Raw genomic sequence first — 1,752 nt, 5'->3', positions numbered from 1 at the left:
CGCAAACGCATGTTCATGGCCATGAAGCGCGAGGTGCTGCGCGTGGGCGGCTACCAGCGGGAGTTTTTTGTGTCGCAAACGCCGGAGTTGACCGCCATGGCCGACGCCGTGATCGACCTGGATGCGATTCGCGATCACGGGGTGACCGAGGATGGCGCAAAAAAATGGGCGTCGGCCTGATGGCGCGACGCCCGGTGGGGGTCAAAGGGGATCGGTCTCTTCGAAGATCGGCAGGCCGTCCACGATGGCGGCATCGCTGTCGAATTTGAGCCAGACGATCCCAGCCAATCTGGCCGCTTCGAAGATCATGGCCATGTCGGTCTCAGCGGGCACCGTGTAGGGCGGGGCGCCCACATAGACGAAACCACCATAGTCGTTCGGGTACACGTTGACCGACAGGTCGTCATTGGCCAGCTTCTGGCGTGTGGTGGCCGTCAGGTGGCAGATCGACAGCGCGGCCAGAGGCTCGACCAGTTCCAACAACCTGGTCACGATGGTCTTATCCAAGGCGAACTCCTTCTTGGCAAGAATGAGGCTGTGCCATGCGGGCTAGGGTGGCTGGCAGTTTCACAGCAAGCCCTGTTCCGCAAAAGACAGGACGCGGTCGCCTCCCACGATGAAGTGGTCGAGCACGCGCACGTCCACCATCATCAAAGAGGATTTCAGCGTCTGGGTCAAGAGCTCGTCGGCCCTGCTGGGTGACAACTGGCCGCTCGGGTGGTTATGGGCCAACAAAACGGATGCCGCGTTGTGGGCCAGCGCGCTTTTGACGACCTCACGAGGGTAAACAGACGTTTGGGTCAATGTTCCCCGGAACATCTCTTCGGCCTCGATCAGAACATGCTGGGCGTCAAGGTACAGCACCAGGAACACTTCGTGCTCCAGCCCGGCGCAGTACATGCTCAGCCAGTCTTTCACAACCTTGGGTGAGGCCATGACTGGGCCTTCCAGCATCTTGGCGCGCATGTCGCGCAGCAGCAGCTCACGTGCGATGCTGAGTTTGTGGGCCAGCTCATGGGGAGCATGCTCAACGGCCTGGTATGCGGCTGCTGCATCGCAGGCGCAGGGCAAAGGGAGGGGGGCTTGGCGAACAGGTGCGGCGAGTAACTCGCTGACCAGTTCGGCACTGGACAAGTGGGTGACATTCACGGATTTCTCCTTCACAAAAAGGAAAAGCGGGAACGTCCTGTCCCGAGGGGATGGATGTTCCCGCTCGGGATGTGCTGACGCGAGGCCAGCACGGTCAATGAGGCAGGTGACGACTGCGACGCCGACTCAAGGTCGGAGCGCATTCCGCGATGGAATGCAGGTAGCAATTAGCAGTGTGTTGTGATGGCATGAAGCGTTCAAGCGTTGATCGCTGCATGCCATGGACAACGCCCCATGGAACCGGGTCATTTGTTGAGTGCACGCCTGGGTGACAGCTGAATATCACCTGAAGTTCAGTACAGAAATCTTGTTTCAGTGGTTGGCCAAAGCCGTGACACGGGCCTGAAATTTCGCCAAGATGGCGCTCGAACCCATGCAACGAGCACGACCATGATCCGTTTTGGCCCCCACATCAGGCTCACTCGGCGAGAGACTGAGCGCTTCAAGCTGATCACCGACCTGGAGCCAGTCGGCATCCGCACGCTGGCTGACCTGGATGCCTACATCGCGCAATGCAAGGCCCATTACTGGGGCGTCTCCAGGGACACCCAGTTTCTGCATTGGCTGATCGACCGCGAGTACCAGCAATGCCGCTCAGTGGCG

The 1,752-nt window shown here is 59.9% G+C and carries 4 protein-coding genes; 2 read left to right on the top strand and 2 right to left on the bottom strand.

Annotated features, from left to right (window positions below; translation table 11 throughout):
• On the top strand, positions 1–180 hold a 180-nt coding region (locus Q7V20_RS07370), incomplete at its 5' end, for a hypothetical protein (protein WP_304788716.1).
• Positions 181–201: 21 nt separating this feature from the next.
• On the opposite strand, the gene Q7V20_RS07365 is transcribed toward Q7V20_RS07370, so the two are convergent.
• Both Q7V20_RS07365 and Q7V20_RS07360 read right to left on the bottom strand, forming a co-directional pair.
• Positions 202–507 carry a hypothetical protein gene (locus tag Q7V20_RS07365; RefSeq protein ID WP_304788714.1) on the bottom strand — a complete coding sequence of 102 codons (306 nt, stop codon included), beginning with the start codon at positions 505–507 and terminating at the stop codon, positions 202–204.
• Between the two features lie 60 nt (positions 508–567).
• The gene (locus Q7V20_RS07360; RefSeq protein ID WP_304788712.1) at positions 568–1,149 is read right to left on the bottom strand and encodes a RadC family protein; all 582 of its coding nucleotides are present in this window, start codon (positions 1,147–1,149) and stop codon (positions 568–570) included.
• A 390-nt stretch (positions 1,150–1,539) separates the two neighbouring features.
• On the opposite strand from Q7V20_RS07360, the gene Q7V20_RS07355 reads away from it, so the two are divergent.
• On the top strand, positions 1,540–1,752 hold a 213-nt coding region (locus tag Q7V20_RS07355), incomplete at its 3' end, for a hypothetical protein (protein WP_109038292.1).

It is taken from the genome of Aquabacterium sp., assembly GCF_030652515.1.
Taxonomy (GTDB): Bacteria; Pseudomonadota; Gammaproteobacteria; order Burkholderiales; family Burkholderiaceae_C; genus Aquabacterium.
Note: the sequence above shows the minus strand (reverse complement) of the source record. Positions and strands in the feature narration are given on the sequence as shown.